The 13516-nt window shown below is 61.7% G+C and carries 24 protein-coding genes; all 24 read left to right on the forward strand.

Annotation, left to right across the window (positions count from 1 at the left end; genetic code table 11):
• The first annotated feature begins 7 nt into the window (after positions 1 to 7).
• The 24 genes from QWJ37_RS04560 (at position 8) to map (ending at position 13488) form a co-directional block, all read left to right on the forward strand.
• The gene (locus tag QWJ37_RS04560) at positions 8 to 139 is read left to right on the forward strand and encodes a hypothetical protein (RefSeq protein ID WP_290244354.1); all 132 of its coding nucleotides are present in this window, start codon (positions 8 to 10) and stop codon (positions 137 to 139) included.
• Positions 140 to 645: 506 nt separating this feature from the next.
• Positions 646 to 954, forward strand: coding sequence for a 30S ribosomal protein S10 (gene rpsJ, locus QWJ37_RS04565; RefSeq protein ID WP_146361073.1), 309 nt, complete (start codon positions 646 to 648; stop codon positions 952 to 954).
• Positions 955 to 971: 17 nt separating this feature from the next.
• A complete protein-coding gene (rplC, locus tag QWJ37_RS04570; RefSeq protein ID WP_227903858.1) occupies positions 972 to 1628 on the forward strand; it encodes a 50S ribosomal protein L3 in 657 nt (218 codons plus the stop codon).
• A 4-nt stretch (positions 1629 to 1632) separates the two neighbouring features.
• Complete coding sequence (gene rplD, locus QWJ37_RS04575; RefSeq protein WP_227903856.1) at positions 1633 to 2247, forward strand: 50S ribosomal protein L4; 615 nt, start codon at positions 1633 to 1635, stop codon at positions 2245 to 2247.
• Positions 2244 to 2549 (forward strand): 50S ribosomal protein L23, encoded by a 306-nt coding sequence (rplW, locus tag QWJ37_RS04580; protein WP_066295939.1) that lies wholly within the window; start codon positions 2244 to 2246, stop codon positions 2547 to 2549. Before rplD ends, rplW begins: the two co-directional genes overlap by 4 nt.
• A gap of 30 nt (positions 2550 to 2579) precedes the next feature.
• A complete protein-coding gene (gene rplB, locus QWJ37_RS04585) occupies positions 2580 to 3419 on the forward strand; it encodes a 50S ribosomal protein L2 (RefSeq protein WP_146361090.1) in 840 nt (279 codons plus the stop codon).
• 12 nt (positions 3420 to 3431) lie between these two features.
• On the forward strand, positions 3432 to 3713 hold the full coding sequence (gene rpsS / locus QWJ37_RS04590) for a 30S ribosomal protein S19 (RefSeq protein ID WP_104052734.1): 282 nt from the start codon (positions 3432 to 3434) through the stop codon (positions 3711 to 3713).
• A gap of 38 nt (positions 3714 to 3751) precedes the next feature.
• Entirely contained in the window at positions 3752 to 4117 is a 366-nt protein-coding gene (rplV, locus tag QWJ37_RS04595) for a 50S ribosomal protein L22 (protein WP_227903853.1), read from the forward strand.
• Entirely contained in the window at positions 4118 to 4957 is an 840-nt protein-coding gene (gene rpsC, locus QWJ37_RS04600) for a 30S ribosomal protein S3 (protein WP_227903851.1), read from the forward strand. It abuts the gene before it with no gap.
• Positions 4958 to 5374 carry a 50S ribosomal protein L16 gene (gene rplP, locus QWJ37_RS04605; RefSeq protein WP_146361096.1) on the forward strand — a complete coding sequence of 139 codons (417 nt, stop codon included), beginning with the start codon at positions 4958 to 4960 and terminating at the stop codon, positions 5372 to 5374.
• 2 nt (positions 5375 to 5376) lie between these two features.
• Complete coding sequence (rpmC, locus tag QWJ37_RS04610) at positions 5377 to 5706, forward strand: 50S ribosomal protein L29 (protein ID WP_269436328.1); 330 nt, start codon at positions 5377 to 5379, stop codon at positions 5704 to 5706.
• Positions 5703 to 6008, forward strand: coding sequence for a 30S ribosomal protein S17 (gene rpsQ / locus QWJ37_RS04615; protein ID WP_279326965.1), 306 nt, complete (start codon positions 5703 to 5705; stop codon positions 6006 to 6008). Before rpmC ends, rpsQ begins: the two co-directional genes overlap by 4 nt.
• A 392-nt stretch (positions 6009 to 6400) precedes the next feature.
• Positions 6401 to 6769: a 50S ribosomal protein L14 gene (gene rplN, locus QWJ37_RS04620; RefSeq protein ID WP_055239356.1), complete on the forward strand. Its 369-nt coding sequence runs from the start codon at positions 6401 to 6403 to the stop codon at positions 6767 to 6769.
• Between the two features lie 3 nt (positions 6770 to 6772).
• Positions 6773 to 7132, forward strand: coding sequence for a 50S ribosomal protein L24 (gene rplX, locus QWJ37_RS04625; RefSeq protein ID WP_227903850.1), 360 nt, complete (start codon positions 6773 to 6775; stop codon positions 7130 to 7132).
• Complete coding sequence (gene rplE, locus QWJ37_RS04630) at positions 7132 to 7701, forward strand: 50S ribosomal protein L5 (RefSeq protein ID WP_227903847.1); 570 nt, start codon at positions 7132 to 7134, stop codon at positions 7699 to 7701. The genes rplX and rplE overlap by 1 nt, the downstream gene beginning before the upstream one ends.
• A 90-nt stretch (positions 7702 to 7791) precedes the next feature.
• Positions 7792 to 8190, forward strand: coding sequence for a 30S ribosomal protein S8 (gene rpsH / locus QWJ37_RS04635; RefSeq protein WP_227903844.1), 399 nt, complete (start codon positions 7792 to 7794; stop codon positions 8188 to 8190).
• Between the two features lie 18 nt (positions 8191 to 8208).
• Positions 8209 to 8745: a 50S ribosomal protein L6 gene (gene rplF / locus QWJ37_RS04640; RefSeq protein WP_227903842.1), complete on the forward strand. Its 537-nt coding sequence runs from the start codon at positions 8209 to 8211 to the stop codon at positions 8743 to 8745.
• A gap of 2 nt (positions 8746 to 8747) precedes the next feature.
• Complete coding sequence (gene rplR / locus QWJ37_RS04645; protein WP_227903841.1) at positions 8748 to 9131, forward strand: 50S ribosomal protein L18; 384 nt, start codon at positions 8748 to 8750, stop codon at positions 9129 to 9131.
• Between the two features lie 29 nt (positions 9132 to 9160).
• Positions 9161 to 9838, forward strand: coding sequence for a 30S ribosomal protein S5 (gene rpsE / locus QWJ37_RS04650; RefSeq protein WP_227903839.1), 678 nt, complete (start codon positions 9161 to 9163; stop codon positions 9836 to 9838).
• The gene (rpmD, locus tag QWJ37_RS04655) at positions 9838 to 10050 is read left to right on the forward strand and encodes a 50S ribosomal protein L30 (protein ID WP_227903837.1); all 213 of its coding nucleotides are present in this window, start codon (positions 9838 to 9840) and stop codon (positions 10048 to 10050) included. The genes rpsE and rpmD overlap by 1 nt, the downstream gene beginning before the upstream one ends.
• Position 10051: 1 nt before the next feature.
• Positions 10052 to 10507: a 50S ribosomal protein L15 gene (rplO, locus tag QWJ37_RS04660; protein WP_227903836.1), complete on the forward strand. Its 456-nt coding sequence runs from the start codon at positions 10052 to 10054 to the stop codon at positions 10505 to 10507.
• A 247-nt stretch (positions 10508 to 10754) separates the two neighbouring features.
• The gene (gene secY, locus QWJ37_RS04665; protein ID WP_227903834.1) at positions 10755 to 12065 is read left to right on the forward strand and encodes a preprotein translocase subunit SecY; all 1311 of its coding nucleotides are present in this window, start codon (positions 10755 to 10757) and stop codon (positions 12063 to 12065) included.
• The gene (locus tag QWJ37_RS04670; protein WP_227903832.1) at positions 12062 to 12634 is read left to right on the forward strand and encodes an adenylate kinase; all 573 of its coding nucleotides are present in this window, start codon (positions 12062 to 12064) and stop codon (positions 12632 to 12634) included. Before secY ends, QWJ37_RS04670 begins: the two co-directional genes overlap by 4 nt.
• A gap of 29 nt (positions 12635 to 12663) precedes the next feature.
• The gene (gene map / locus QWJ37_RS04675; protein WP_227903830.1) at positions 12664 to 13488 is read left to right on the forward strand and encodes a type I methionyl aminopeptidase; all 825 of its coding nucleotides are present in this window, start codon (positions 12664 to 12666) and stop codon (positions 13486 to 13488) included.
• Positions 13489 to 13516 lie beyond the last annotated feature (28 nt).

Here is a 13516-nt window from a genome sequence, read left to right on the forward strand (position 1 = left end):
TCGGAGGATGGAATTTCTTATCTTCCTGGCCATTGCCGCAGCTGCGGCGGCGGGGATTGGCTGGGCCCGCCGCCGGTTCCGTCCGGAACTTGACCGGGCACGGCGGATCCGGCGTGCCAACCGGGAGGGCCGGCCCTGACTTTCCGGACAGGCGTGGCAGCCGGCACGGATTTTCCGCAAACCGTGACGGCCGGCACGAACTTTCCGGCCCGCCGCCCACTGCGTTAGACTGATCAGGTCAAGCTCTCCGATGCGGCTGCGCCGCAGGGGAAAAGCCGGATTGGCCATCTGCGCCGAGGTCTGGCAGACTAGAGAAGTTGTTCAAGCGCTTTTGTGCCCACACACGCCCACGTTCCGGCTGTACAGCAGGAACAGGGAAGTGTTGAGATTCAGTCCCGGCCAGGATAATGCCTGGTGCAGGGTCGGATCCTTCAGGGGAAGAGCCCATATATAACCCGCCCCCATTCTTGCTGGGCGTCGTTGGTTTCATCACCACGACACGCCCGAGCGCGGGGGTCGGAGCCTCGACAGGGTGAGGAACCCGGATTCATCCGGATTCAGTCTGTTGGAGGGGCGCCTGGCCGTAAGGCAGTTCGGCGCAAAAACTGTACAGAGAGCATTACTCGAAGAAAGAGGCACGACGCCATGGCGGGACAAAAAATCCGCATCCGGCTGAAGTCGTACGACCACGAGGTCATCGACGTATCAGCACGGAAGATCGTTGAGACGGTCACGCGTGCAGGCGCAACGGTAGTAGGCCCCGTGCCGCTGCCCACGGAAAAGAACGTTTACGTTGTTATCCGTTCGCCGCACAAGTACAAGGACAGCCGCGAGCACTTTGAAATGCGCACGCACAAGCGCCTGATCGACATCATTGACCCCACGCCTAAGGCCGTTGACTCGCTGATGCGTCTTGACCTGCCTGCAGACGTGAACATCGAAATCAAGCTGTAGGGGGGGGAGCGGATAATATGTCTACTTCACTTACACGCCAGGTAAAGGGACTGCTGGGCACCAAGCTCGGCATGACCCAGGTTTGGGACGAGAACAACAAGCTCATCCCCGTAACCGTCGTCCAGGCTGACTCCAACGTCATCACGCAGCTGCGCAACGCGGAAAAGGACGGCTACACCGCCGTTCAGATCGGCTACGGCCAGATCGACCCGCGCAAGGTGACCAAGCCGCTGGCCGGCCACTTTGAAAAGGCCGGCGTTACGCCGCGCCGCCACGTAGTTGAACTGCGTACCGCAGACGCCGACACCTACGAGCTGGGCCAGGAACTCTCTGTTGAGATTTTCGAAGCCGGCCAGAAGGTCGACGTCGTCGGAACCTCCAAGGGCAAGGGCTTTGCCGGTGTCATGAAGCGTCACGGCTTCCACGGCGTCGGTGCCTCCCACGGTGCACACAAGAACCACCGTAAGCCGGGTTCCATCGGTGGCGCATCCACCCCGGGCCGCGTCTTCAAGGGCGTTCGGATGGCTGGCCGTATGGGCGCCGTCCGTCACACCACGATGAACCTCACGGTTCACGGTGTGGACGCCGAGAAGTCGCTCCTGCTGATCAAGGGTGCCGTTCCCGGCGCCCGCGGCCAGGTCGTCCTCGTACGCACCGCCGTGAAGGGAGCTTAGTCTCATGGCTAACGAAACCACTGTTGAATTCCCCGCAGAGATCTTCGACGTTCAGACGAACGTACCGCTGCTCCACCAGGTGGTAGTTGCTCAGCTTGCAGCCGCCCGCCAGGGTACGCACAAGACGAAGACCCGCGCCGAGGTGAGCGGTGCAGGCCGCAAGCCGTTCAAGCAGAAGGGCACCGGCCGGGCTCGTCAGGGCTCCATCCGTGCGCCTCACATGACCGGCGGCGGCGTGGTCCACGGACCGACGCCTCGCGATTACAGCCAGCGCACCCCCAAGAAGATGAAGGCTGCTGCACTGCGCGGCGCCCTGTCCGACCGGGCACGCAACGGCCGTATCCACGTCCTCGAGACCCTGGTTGCCGGCACCACGCCGTCCACCAAGGATGCACTGAGCGCCCTGCGTTCGGTCTCCGACCGCAAGAACCTGCTCGTTGTTATCGAGCGCGCCAACGATGTTGCTGCACTGTCCGTGCGCAACGTCCCGGAAGTTCACGTGATCTACGTAGATCAGCTGAACACCTACGACGTGCTGGTATCCGACGACGTGGTCTTCACCAAGGCTGCCTACGACGAGTTCGTCGGCAAGAACACTGTCAAGGAGGACGCCAAGTGAGCGCGACCACCGCTAAGGACCCGCGCGACGTAGTGCTTGCACCCGTCGTCTCGGAAAAGAGCTACGGCCTGATCGACGAAGGTAAGTACACCTTCCTGGTCGACCCCCGCTCGAACAAGACCGAGATCAAGCTGGCCGTGGAGAAGATTTTCTCCGTCAAGGTCGACTCGATCAACACCATCAACCGTGCCGGTAAGCGTAAGCGCACCAAGTTCGGATGGGGACAGCGCAAGAGCACCAAGCGCGCCATTGTCACCCTCAAGGACGGCACAATCGACATCTTCGGCGGTCCGCTCAGCTAGGGCGGAGACCACTTTAACGAGGAATAAATAATGGGAATCCGTAAATACAAGCCGACTACCCCGGGCCGTCGCGGCTCGAGCGTAGCCGACTTCACCGAAATCACGCGGTCGACGCCGGAAAAGTCGTTGGTACGTCCGCTGCCCAAGAAGGGCGGCCGTAACAACACCGGTAAGATCACGACCAGGCACAAGGGTGGTGGACACAAGCGTCAGTACCGTCTGATCGACTTCCGTCGCCATGACAAGGACGGCGTCAACGCTCGCGTTGCCGAGATCGAATACGATCCGAACCGTACCGCCCGCATTGCGCTGCTGCACTACGTTGATGGCACCAAGCGTTACATCATTGCTCCGAACAAGCTCAAGCAGGGCGACTTCGTAGAGGCCGGCGCCGGGGCTGACATCAAGCCCGGCAACAACCTGCCGCTGCGCAACATCCCCGTAGGTACCACCATCCACGCAGTTGAACTGCGTCCGGGTGGCGGCGCCAAGATGGCCCGCTCCGCCGGTGCATCTGTTCAGCTCGTTGCCAAGGAAGGCCGTTTCGCCCAGCTGCGTCTGCCCTCCGGAGAAATCCGCAACGTTGACGTTCGCTGCCGCGCCACCATTGGCGAGGTCGGCAACGCCGAGCAGTCCAACATCAACTGGGGCAAGGCCGGCCGTATGCGCTGGAAGGGCGTACGCCCGACCGTCCGCGGTGTCGCCATGAACCCGGTTGACCACCCGCACGGTGGTGGTGAAGGTAAGACCTCCGGTGGACGCCACCCGGTCAACCCGAACGGTAAGCGCGAAGGCCGCACCCGCCGCCCCAATAAAGAGAGCGACAACCTCATTGTGCGTCGCCGTCGTTCCGGCAAGAACAAGCGATAGGAGCCTGGAAACATGCCACGCAGCCTGAAGAAAGGCCCCTTCGTCGACCAGCACCTGTTTCTCAAGGTAGCGGCCGAAAACGAAAAGGGCACCAAGAACGTCATCAAGACGTGGTCCCGCCGTTCGATGATCATCCCCGACATGCTCGGGCACACGATCGCCGTACACGACGGACGTAAGCACATTCCGGTGTTTGTCACCGAGTCGATGGTCGGGCACAAGCTCGGCGAATTCGCTCTGACGCGGACATTCCGCGGCCATGTGAAGGACGACCGCAAGGGCAAGCGCCGCTAGGCGCTGCTCTTTCGGCAGAAGACGAGAGAAGGAAAGCAATGGAAGCCAAGGCAATTGCGCGTCATATCCGCGTAACGCCTATGAAGGCCCGGCGCGTCGTCAACCTTGTTCGTGGCAAGCAAGCGAATGAGGCTCTGGCAATTCTGAAGTTTGCCCCCCAGGCAGCTTCGGAGCCGGTACTTAAGGTAGTTCAGTCGGCTATGGCCAATGCACGTGTCCTCGCGGACCGTGACGGCGTGGCCTTCGACGAAGGTGACCTCTTCATCAGCGAAGCATTCGTTGACGAAGGACCCACCATGAAGCGGTTCCAGCCGCGGGCCCAGGGCCGCGCCTACCGCATCAACAAGCGGACCAGCCACGTCACCGTGGTAGTCGCAACCCCTACGATCGAGGAGGAACGCTAAGTGGGACAGAAGGTAAACCCGCACGGGTTCCGACTCGGCATCACCACTGACCACGTATCGCACTGGTTTGCTGACAGCAACAAGCCGGGCCAGCGTTACAAGGACTTTGTCCGCGAGGACATCAAGATCCGTCAGCTGATGTCCACCGGCATGGATCGCGCCGGCATCGCCAAGGTTGAGATCGAGCGCACCCGTGACCGTGTTCGTGTGGATATCCACACCGCACGTCCGGGCATCGTGATCGGTCGCCGCGGCGCCGAAGCTGACCGCATCCGCGGCGAGCTCGAAAAGCTCACCGGCAAGCAGGTTCAGCTGAACATCCTCGAGGTCAAGAACCCCGAGATGGAAGCACAGCTTGTTGCCCAGGGTGTTGCTGAGCAGCTCTCTTCCCGCGTGGCTTTCCGCCGTGCGATGAAGAAGGCCATCCAGTCCGCACAGCGTGCAGGTGCAAAGGGTATCCGTATCCAGTGCTCCGGCCGTCTGGGCGGCGCTGAAATGAGCCGTTCGGAGTTCTACCGCGAAGGCCGTGTGCCCCTGCACACCCTCCGCGCGCAGATCGACTACGGTTTCTTCGAAGCCAAGACCACCTTCGGCCGCATCGGCGTGAAGGTCTGGATCTACAAGGGCGACGTCACCGCTAAGGAACTGGCTGCACAGCAGGCTGCTGCACCGTCCCGCGGACGCTCCAACGACCGTCCGGGCCGCGGCCCCGCCGACCGTGGCGACCGTGGCGGCGACCGCCGTCGTCGTAACGACCGCGGCGACAAGGCCGCCGCGCCTGCTGCAGAGGCTCCGGCCGCTGAGGCAGCTGCCCCCGCAGCAGAAGGAGGACAGGCTTAAATGCTTATCCCACGTCGAGTCAAGTTCCGTAAGCAGCACCACCCGGGTCGCTCCGGCGCTGCAACCGGCGGCACTGCCGTCAGCTTCGGCGAGTGGGGTATCCAGGCTCTGACGCCTGCATACGTCACCAACCGCCAGATTGAAGCTGCACGTATTGCCATGACACGCCACATCAAGCGTGGCGGCAAGGTCTGGATCAACATCTACCCGGACCGTCCGCTGACGAAGAAGCCTGCTGAAACCCGTATGGGTTCCGGTAAGGGTTCTCCGGAGTGGTGGGTTGCAAACGTCAAGCCGGGCCGGGTTCTCTTCGAACTCTCCGGTGTTTCCGAAGAGGTAGCTCGTGAGGCCCTGCGCCTGGCGATCCATAAGCTGCCGTTGAAGGCACGCATTGTGCGTCGCGAGGGTGGTGAATAGAAATGGCAGTTGGATCAAAAGAGCTGACAACTGAGCAGCTGGACGGCTTCGATAAGGACCGTCTCGTCGAGGAACTGCGCAAGTCCAAGGAGGAGCTGTTCAACCTCCGCTTCCAGTCGGCCACCGGCCAGCTGGAAAACCACGGTCGTCTGCGTGCAGTCAAGCGCGATATCGCCCGCATCTACACGGTGCTGCGTGAGCGCGAGCTGGGCATTCGTCCCGAGGTAGTTGCTCCCGTTGAGGAAGCAGCACCCGAGGCACCGAAGAAGTCCAAGAAGAAGGCTACTGAGTCTGAAGCTGAAGCCAAGGTCGCTGAGGATGATGCCAAGTGAGCGAAAACAAGAATGAGGCAGCAGTGACAACTGACGCAAACGGCGCCGATGCCCGCGGGTACCGGAAGACCGCACGCGGCTACGTGGTCTCGGACAAGATGGACAAGACCATCGTTGTCCAGGTTGAAGACCGCGTGAAGCACGCCCTTTACGGCAAGGTTATTCGCCGGACCGAGAAGCGCAAGGCCCATGACGAGCAGAACGCTGCCGGCATTGGTGACCTCGTGCTGATCGCCGAGACCCGGCCGCTGTCCGCTACCAAGCGGTGGCGCCTGGTCGAGATCCTCGAAAAGGCCAAGTAACCTAGTAGTAAGCAATACCGGCCGGACCGCCGGTGTGTTCGCCAGGCTCCCCGGAGCGTGAAGAACATGCCGGCCCCGTCCACAGCGTAAGGGCCCCGGCCGCGTTATCATCTACGATTTCGCATCCGGGGCCTTTTCGCGATAAACTTGAAATCTTGTCTGTGTGGTGCGGAAGTGTGCCCGGAGAACGGCCGTGTTCGAGCCGGAATTCCGAGCCGGTTTCCTCACCGCCGAATGAGACAAAAGCCCGATAATCTTGTTCGACGCCTTGAAGGCGGCCCGCACTGGCGTGCGGCCGGCGGGCAGGCGTTGAGTACCAGTATTACGGGGTCCACCCATATCCGTTCCGCAAGGCTCATATTTGAGAACCGGCGCGACGACAGGAGTAATAAGTGATTCAGCAGGAGTCGCGACTGAAGGTCGCCGACAACACGGGTGCCAAGGAAATCTTGACCATCCGCGTTCTCGGTGGATCCGGCCGTCGCTACGCAGGCATTGGCGACACCATCGTTGCCACCGTCAAGGATGCAATTCCCGGCGGCAACGTCAAAAAGGGCGACGTGGTCAAGGCCGTCATCGTCCGTACCAAGAAGGAACGCCGCCGCCAGGACGGTTCCTACATCAAGTTCGATGAGAACGCTGCAGTGATCTTGAAGAACGACGGCGACCCCCGTGGTACCCGTATCTTCGGGCCGGTCGGCCGCGAACTTCGCGACAAGAAGTTCATGAAGATCATTTCGCTGGCTCCGGAGGTGCTGTAGTCCATGGCAAAGATCAAGAAGGGTGACCTCGTTCAGGTCATCACCGGTGCAAAGGCTGAGCGCGGCGGAGACCGCGGCAAGCAGGGCAAGGTTCTGAAGGTTTTCCCCGAGAGCAACCGCGTTCTCGTTGAAGGCATCAACCGCGTCACCAAGCACACCAAGGTTGGCCAGTCCTCCCGTGGTTCCAAGACCGGCGGCATCGAGGTTGTTGAAGCCCCGATCCACGTTTCCAACGTCGCCGTTGTCGACCCGGAAACCAAGAAGCCGACCCGTGTTGGCTTCCGCACTGAAACCGTCGAAAAAGATGGCCGTGAGCGCACAGTGCGTATCCGCGTGGCCAAGGGCTCTGGGAAGGACCTCTAATGACTGAGACTGTCACCAAGATCGTTCCCCGTCTGAAGACCCGCTACGCAGCGGAGATCAAGCAGACCCTGCAGGACGAATTCAACTACGCAAACGTCAACCAGGTTCCCCGCCTCGTCAAGGTGGTCGTGAACATGGGTGTTGGAGATGCCGCCAAGGACTCCAAGCTCATTGACGGTGCTGTCCGGGACCTCACCCAGATCACGGGCCAGAAGCCCCAGGTCACCAAGGCACGCAAGTCCATCGCGCAGTTCAAGCTGCGTGAAGGCATGCCGATCGGCGCGCACGTTACCCTGCGCGGCGACCGCATGTGGGAGTTCGTGGACCGCCTGGTTACCCTGGCTCTGCCCCGTATCCGTGACTTCCGCGGCCTGAACGGCAAGCAGTTCGACGGCAACGGCAACTACACGTTCGGTCTGACCGAACAGTCGATGTTCCACGAAATCGATCAGGACAAGATCGACCGCGTACGCGGCATGGACGTCACCGTGGTTACCACTGCAAAGACCGATGACGAGGGACGCGCGCTGCTGAAGGCGCTCGGCTTCCCGTTCAAATCCGAAGATTAATTACTACGTAACAGGTCCGACGGACATCCGTGAGGCGACGCCGCACGGGAATCCTGCAGGAAACCGTTACGAGGGAGGGCAAGAGCCCAAATGACAATGACAGATCCTGTCGCAGATATGCTCACGCGTCTGCGCAATGCAAACTCGGCATACCACGACTCCGTGTCTATGCCCTACAGCAAGCTCAAGGCGCGCGTTGCTGACATCCTGAAGGCCGAAGGCTACATCGCCGGCTGGAAGGAAGAAGAAGCCGAGGTCGGCAAGAAGCTGACCCTGGACCTCAAGTTCGGTCCGAACCGCGAGCGTTCCATCGCCGGCGTTCGCCGCATCTCCAAGCCCGGTCTGCGCGTTTACGCAAAGTCCACCAACCTGCCGCGCGTGCTCGGTGGTCTGGGTATCGCAATCCTGTCGACGTCGTCAGGTCTCCTGACCGACCGCCAGGCCGCCAAGAAGGGTGTAGGTGGGGAAGTCCTCGCCTACGTCTGGTAGCAGGGAAGGGAAAGAAAAATGTCACGTATTGGACGTCTGCCCATCCCGGTTCCTGCCGGAGTAGATATCGCCATCAACGGAAACGTTGTGTCCGTCAAGGGCGCCAAGGGCGAGCTGAGCCACACTGTGCCCAGCCCGATCACGGCTTCCCTGGAAGACGGCATCATTACCGTTACCCGCCCGAACGACGAGCGTGAATCCCGCTCCCTCCACGGCCTGACCCGCACCCTGATCAGCAACATGATCACCGGTGTGACCGAAGGCTACAAGAAGGATCTGGAAATCGTTGGTACCGGTTACCGCGTTGTCGCCAAGGGAGCGGACCTCGAGTTCGCCCTGGGCTACAGCCACCCGGTCCCCGTCACCGCCCCGGAAGGCATCACGCTTACCGTGGTCGGCCCGACGAAGGTCACCGTGTCCGGTATCGACAAGCAGCAGGTGGGCGAGGTTTCCGCCAACATCCGCAAGCTGCGTAAGCCCGACCCCTACAAGGGCAAGGGTATTCGTTACGCCGGCGAGATTGTCCGCCGCAAGGTCGGAAAGGCTGGTAAGTAACCATGGCCATCAGCATCAATAAGAAGCGAAACAGCAAGAGCAAGGCTGCCCTCCGCAGCCGTCGCCAGCTGCGTATCCGCAAGCGGATTTCCGGGACCACGGCTCGTCCGCGCCTCGTGGTCAACCGCTCCTCCCGCCACGTATTCGTCCAGGTTGTCGATGACACCCGCGGCGTAACCGTGGCATCCGCCTCCACCATGGAAGCGGATCTGCGTGCACTGGACGGCGACAAGACTGCCAAGGCCAAGCGCGTCGGCGAACTCGTCGCTGAGCGGTCCAAGGCCGCCGGCGTCGAAGCCGTTGTCTTTGACCGCGGCGGCAACCGCTACCACGGCCGTATTGCTGCAGTTGCAGACGGCGCACGTGAAGGTGGGCTGGCACTGTGACCGAGGTAAACAAGGAAAAGGAAAATCAGGTGACTGAAGCTACAGCTGCTGAGGCAACTGAGACCAAGGAAGCCGCAGCCACCGGTACCGACGACCGCCGCGGCGGACGTCGCGGCGAGCAGCGCTCCGACCGTGGAGGCCGCGGCGAACGCGGTGGCCGCGGTGGCCGCGATGGCGGACGCAACGATGATAAGGACAAGTTCATTGAACGCGTCGTTACCATCAACCGTGTTGCCAAGGTGGTCAAGGGTGGCCGTCGCTTCAGCTTCACCGCCCTCGTAGTTGTCGGTGACGGCAACGGCATGGTCGGCGTTGGCTACGGCAAGGCAAAGGAAGTTCCCTCCGCTATCGCGAAGGCCGTTGAAGAAGCCAAGAAGTCCTTCTTCCGCGTTCCCCGCATCGGTGGAACCGTTCCGCACCTCGTCCAGGGTGAAGCAGCTGCAGGCGTTGTCCTGCTGCGTCCGGCTTCCCCCGGTACCGGCGTTATCGCCGGCGGTCCGGTTCGTGCCATCCTCGAATGCGCCGGTATCCACGACGTGCTGTCCAAGTCGCTCGGGTCCTCCAACGCCATCAACATCGTGCACGCCACGGTGGATGCGCTGAAGCGTCTCGAAGAGCCCCAGGCTGTGGCTGCACGCCGCGGTCTTCCGCTCGACGAGGTCGTTCCCGCCGCGATGCTCCGCAACATGCAGAAGGCAGGTGCCTGATGTCGACTCCGAAGAACGTTGCCGTTAGCTCGGCACGGCTGGAAATCACTCAGATTAAGTCCACCATCGGTGGTAAGCAGAATCAGCGCGACACGCTGCGTTCACTGGGCCTGAAGCACATCGGCGACTCCGTCGTCCGTACTGCCGATGCAGTGACCGTTGGCATGATCAACACGGTTCCGCACCTCGTGAAGGTTGAGGAGGCGAAGTAACATGCCCGAAGATAACAAAGCTCTGAAGGTTCATCACCTGCGTCCGGCACCCGGTGCCAAGACGGCCAAGACCCGCGTAGGCCGCGGTGAAGGTTCCAAGGGTAAGACGGCAGGCCGCGGTACCAAGGGTACGGCTGCCCGCTACCAGGTCAAGGCCGGTTTCGCAGGCGGGCAGCTTCCGCTGCACATGCGCCTGCCGAAGCTGCGCGGCTTCAAGAACCCGTTCCGGGTCGAGTTCCAGGTTGTAAACCTGGACAAGATCTCGGAGCTGTTCCCCGAAGGCGGCGCCGTGACCATCGAAGCACTGGTTGCCAAGGGTGCGGTTCGCAAGAACCAGCCCGTGAAGGTTCTTGGATCCGGCGACATCACCGTCAAGGTTGATGTGCAGGCCAACGCCTTCTCCGCCAGCGCAGCTGAGAAGATCGCCGCAGCGGGCGGATCCACCACCGAGGTCTAGAACCTTGTGGCGGATCAGCCTCCTTTCCCCGCCGGACGCTCTGAGCGGACGGCGGGGGAGGGGCGTGCGACTCCCCGTGTGAAGTGACTGAACTCCTGGCGGACCGATAGAACGGTCTGGCAGGAGTTCAGTTTCGTTTAACGCAACTACCGCCGCCCGTACGCCGTTAACGCAGTACGGGGTCCGAGCGGCTAGACTCTGTTTCTGTCACAAGTCCGCATGGGACTTTCAAACTTCAGGAGGACGCTTGCTTAGCGCTATTGGCCGGGCTTTCCGGACGCCAGACCTGCGACGCAAGCTGTTGTTTACGCTGGGTATCATCACTATCTTCCGCATGGGTGCTTTTATCCCGGCCCCGGGTGTTGACTACGGCAATGTGCAGCAGTGCTTGGCTCTGGGTGCCACTTCGGGTGGCATATACGAATTCGTCAATCTTTTTAGCGGCGGCGCCCTGCTGCAGGTTTCCATCTTTGCCCTGGGCATCATGCCGTACATTACGGCCAGCATCATCGTCCAGCTGCTGCGCGTGGTGATCCCGCACTTCCAGGCACTCCATGAAGAAGGAGCGCAGGGCCAGTCCAAGCTCACGCAGTACACGCGCTACCTCACCATTGCGCTTGGCCTGCTCAACGCCACCACAGTGGTCTCCCTGGCCCGCTCCGGGGCACTGTTCAACAACCAGTGCGCGCTGCCCGTCATCCCCGATGACAGCCTGGTCACCATCCTCCTGCTCATCATCACCCTGACCGCCGGCACCGGCGTGATCATGTGGATGGGCGAACTGGTCACGGAGAAGGGCGTGGGCAACGGCATGTCGCTGCTCATCTTCACCTCCATCGCCGCTTCCTTCCCCAGCGCCCTCGGCGCCATCCTCACCGCACAGGGCTGGACCATCTTCCTGGCCGTCCTTGCCGTGGGTGTCCTCACCGTGACACTGGTGATCTTCGTGGAACAGTCGCAGCGGCGCGTGCCCGTGCAGTATGCCAAGCGCATGGTCGGCCGGCGCACCGTCGGCGGGACGAACACCTACATCCCGATCAAGGTGAACATGGCAGGCGTGATTCCCGTGATCTTCGCTTCCTCCATGCTGTACCTGCCCAGCCTGCTGGCCCAGTTCAATACCCCCGCCACCGGCACGCCGCCGGAATGGGTGGTCTGGATCAACAACTACCTGGTCAGCGGAGACCACCCGCTGTACATGCTGGTGTACTTCCTCCTGATCGTCTTCTTCACCTACTTCTACGTCTCCATCACGTTCAACCCGGACGAGGTCTCGGAGAACATGAAGAAGTACGGCGGCTTCATTCCCGGCATCCGGGCCGGCCGCCCCACCGCCGAATACCTGCAGTATGTGCTCTCACGGATCACGCTGCCCGGCGCCCTGTACCTGGGCTTCGTCGCCCTGATCCCGCTGATTGCTCTGGTGTTGGTTGGAGCTAACCAGAACTTCCCGTTCGGCGGAACGTCAATCCTCATCATGGTTGGTGTGGGACTGGAAACGGTCAAACAGATTGACGCACAGCTCCAGCAACGTCACTACGAAGGGTTATTGCGATGACAAGAATGCTCATTATCGGGCCTCCCGGTGCCGGTAAAGGAACTCAGGCCGCCCGCATTTCGGAGCGCCTCGGCGTCACGGCAATATCGACCGGCGACATCTTCCGCTCCAACGTCAAGGAACTCACGCCCCTGGGCGTGGAGGCCAAGAAGTACATCGATGCCGGCAACTTTGTTCCGGACAGCGTTACCAACAGCATGGTCCGCAGCCGGCTGCAGGACAACGACGTCGAGCCCGGCTTCCTGCTGGACGGCTACCCGCGCACCGTGGCACAGGTCGATGAACTCGACGACATCCTGGCCGGCAAGGGCCAGAAGCTCGACGCCGTGCTGCTGCTCACCGCCGACGACGACGAACTGGTTGCCCGCCTGCTCAAGCGCGCCGAGCTCGAGGGCCGCAGCGACGACACCGAAGACGTTATCCGGCACCGGCTGGACCTCTACAAGCAGCAGACGGCCGACGTCGTCTCCCGCTATGAGGACCGCGGCATCGTGACCCGTGTCGACGGACTGGGCGGCATCGACGAAGTCACCGAGCGCGTGATGGAAGCACTGAAGGACCTGCGCTAAAAGTTATCCGCCAGAAAGTTAGAAGACACATGTTCGGCCAGCCTCGAATCCAATACAAAACCAACGAGCAGATGCGCATCATGCGCGAAGCCGGCCTGGTGCTGATCTCCGCACTCGACGCGGCCGTGAAATCCGCAGAGGTAGGAGTCAGCACGCGGGAAATCGACGCGGTTTTCGCCGGGGTGCTGAAGGAAGCCGGAGCCACCTCCAATTTCCTTGGCTATTACGACTACCCCGCAACGGTCTGCACTTCAGTGAATGAGGAAGTTGTCCACGGCATCCCGGGGGACCGGGTGCTGCAGGAGGGCGACATCATTTCCATTGACGGGGGCGCAGTAGTCCGCGGCTGGCATTCGGACTCGGCACGCACGGTGATCGTGGGCACGCCCGACCCCGAGGACCAGCGTCTCTCGGATGTCACCGAAAACGCCATGTGGCACGGTATTGCCGCCGCAGCCAAGGGTAAATTCGTGGGCGATATCGGTGCGGCGGTTGATGACTATGTCAGCTCCGTGCCGGGCAAGCGGCTGGGCATCCTCGAGGACTATGTCGGACACGGCATCGGAACCGAAATGCACCAGGCGCCGGACGTCCTGAACTACCGCACCAGCCATCGCGGACCGAAGCTGCGGCCCGGGCTGTGCCTGGCCATTGAGCCCATGCTCGTGCGTGGCGGGATCGAAACCAAAACCCTTGAGGATGACTGGACGGTCATCACGGTTGACGGCAGCCGGTCCAGCCAGTGGGAGCACTCGGTGGCCATCCATGAAAAGGGAATCTGGGTGCTGACGGCTCCGGATGGCGGGGCCTCCCGGCTCGAACCGCTCGGTGTCACACCGGTCCCGATTCCCTAGCAGCCGGATACCGGACAAGGACTGCAGG

Origin of the sequence: Arthrobacter sp. YD2, assembly GCF_030410475.1 — a bacterium.
GTDB classification, from domain to species: domain Bacteria; phylum Actinomycetota; class Actinomycetes; order Actinomycetales; family Micrococcaceae; genus Arthrobacter_B; species Arthrobacter_B zhangbolii.

What these genes read in the sequence shown, in the direction of transcription:
- rplX (WP_227903850.1), top strand. Translation starts at nt 6,773, where the DNA reads ATGGCAAAGATCAAGAAGGGTGACCTCGTTCAGGTCATCACCGGTGCA.
- QWJ37_RS04560 (WP_290244354.1), top strand. Translation starts at nt 8, where the DNA reads ATGGAATTTCTTATCTTCCTGGCCATTGCCGCAGCTGCGGCGGCGGGG.
- rpmC (WP_269436328.1), top strand. Translation starts at nt 5,377, where the DNA reads ATGGCAGTTGGATCAAAAGAGCTGACAACTGAGCAGCTGGACGGCTTC.
- rplR (WP_227903841.1), top strand. Translation starts at nt 8,748, where the DNA reads ATGGCCATCAGCATCAATAAGAAGCGAAACAGCAAGAGCAAGGCTGCC.
- QWJ37_RS04670 (WP_227903832.1), top strand. Translation starts at nt 12,062, where the DNA reads ATGACAAGAATGCTCATTATCGGGCCTCCCGGTGCCGGTAAAGGAACT.
- rpmD (WP_227903837.1), top strand. Translation starts at nt 9,838, where the DNA reads ATGTCGACTCCGAAGAACGTTGCCGTTAGCTCGGCACGGCTGGAAATC.
- rpsS (WP_104052734.1), top strand. Translation starts at nt 3,432, where the DNA reads ATGCCACGCAGCCTGAAGAAAGGCCCCTTCGTCGACCAGCACCTGTTT.
- rplD (WP_227903856.1), top strand. Translation starts at nt 1,633, where the DNA reads ATGGCTAACGAAACCACTGTTGAATTCCCCGCAGAGATCTTCGACGTT.
- rplB (WP_146361090.1), top strand. Translation starts at nt 2,580, where the DNA reads ATGGGAATCCGTAAATACAAGCCGACTACCCCGGGCCGTCGCGGCTCG.
- rplV (WP_227903853.1), top strand. Translation starts at nt 3,752, where the DNA reads ATGGAAGCCAAGGCAATTGCGCGTCATATCCGCGTAACGCCTATGAAG.
- rpsH (WP_227903844.1), top strand. Translation starts at nt 7,792, where the DNA reads ATGACAATGACAGATCCTGTCGCAGATATGCTCACGCGTCTGCGCAAT.
- rplP (WP_146361096.1), top strand. Translation starts at nt 4,958, where the DNA reads ATGCTTATCCCACGTCGAGTCAAGTTCCGTAAGCAGCACCACCCGGGT.
- rplE (WP_227903847.1), top strand. Translation starts at nt 7,132, where the DNA reads ATGACTGAGACTGTCACCAAGATCGTTCCCCGTCTGAAGACCCGCTAC.
- rplF (WP_227903842.1), top strand. Translation starts at nt 8,209, where the DNA reads ATGTCACGTATTGGACGTCTGCCCATCCCGGTTCCTGCCGGAGTAGAT.
- rpsJ (WP_146361073.1), top strand. Translation starts at nt 646, where the DNA reads ATGGCGGGACAAAAAATCCGCATCCGGCTGAAGTCGTACGACCACGAG.
- map (WP_227903830.1), top strand. Translation starts at nt 12,664, where the DNA reads ATGTTCGGCCAGCCTCGAATCCAATACAAAACCAACGAGCAGATGCGC.
- rplO (WP_227903836.1), top strand. Translation starts at nt 10,052, where the DNA reads ATGCCCGAAGATAACAAAGCTCTGAAGGTTCATCACCTGCGTCCGGCA.
- rplC (WP_227903858.1), top strand. Translation starts at nt 972, where the DNA reads ATGTCTACTTCACTTACACGCCAGGTAAAGGGACTGCTGGGCACCAAG.